The sequence below is a fragment of the Paraburkholderia sp. SIMBA_054 genome (assembly GCF_046534875.1).
Lineage (GTDB): Bacteria > Pseudomonadota > Gammaproteobacteria > Burkholderiales > Burkholderiaceae > Paraburkholderia > Paraburkholderia hospita.
The window spans coordinates 1-280 of the sequence record NZ_JAWRXV010000611.1 but is presented as its reverse complement, the minus strand read 5'-3'; the positions used below and the strand labels follow the sequence as shown (position 1 = coordinate 280).

The 280-nt window shown below is 55.4% G+C and carries 1 pseudogene; it reads right to left on the bottom strand.

Going from position 1 to position 280, the window contains the following annotated elements:
- Positions 1–280, bottom strand: a pseudogene (gene mhpD / locus SB822_RS56540) (2-keto-4-pentenoate hydratase); the annotation flags it as partial.

Here is a 280-nt window from a genome sequence, read left to right as displayed (position 1 = left end):
GACTTCCTTTTGGGGCTGCGCTTGAAAATGTCGCAGCAACTGAACCTATGCCTTCAATATGGGCTTCAAAACGATCGCCCGCATTCACCGCCACCATCGGACCTAATGCCCCGGTAAGAATGATATCTCCGGTGCGCAGCGGTTCACCCAGACTGGCCATTTTGCGTGCCAGCCAGACGGCCGCATTAAGCGGATGTCCCAGGCATTCGCTGCCGCGCCCGCTAGAAACCTCTTCGTTATTACGCGTCATCTTCATGGCGCAGTTTTTCAGGTCTAACCC